The 249-nt window shown below is 65.9% G+C and carries 1 protein-coding gene; it reads right to left on the bottom strand.

What is annotated here, in order from left to right; all coding sequences use genetic code 11:
* Positions 1–63 precede the first annotated feature (63 nt).
* The coding region (locus ACFHVL_RS31550; protein ID WP_416632275.1) for a hypothetical protein at positions 64–249 on the bottom strand (186 nt) is incomplete at its 5' end.

The following is a 249-nucleotide window of genomic DNA, read 5'->3' as shown; positions in this document are numbered from 1 at the left end:
TTCCCACACATCTTGACCGTTCCGGACACCGCGCCCGGTGATCAGAGCCTTACCCGGAAAGGCTCAGTGACCGATCGGCGACGACGGCGAACCGACCAGGAACTGATAACGGGATGTCGGGCTGGGCGTGCCGGCGGTGTCACGGCTGAAGACATGCAGCACGTTGTACCCGTGCCGCGGCGGGGTGAGCGTGACCGTCCGTGAGGCCCCAGGTGCCACCGTCACCTGGTTACCGGGTGGGTTGCTCCA

The sequence above is a fragment of the Micromonospora sp. LOL_023 genome (genome assembly GCF_048060115.1).
In the GTDB taxonomy this organism is placed as follows: Bacteria; Actinomycetota; Actinomycetes; order Mycobacteriales; family Micromonosporaceae; genus Micromonospora_E.
This window is presented reverse-complemented; position numbering and strand designations above follow the sequence as displayed.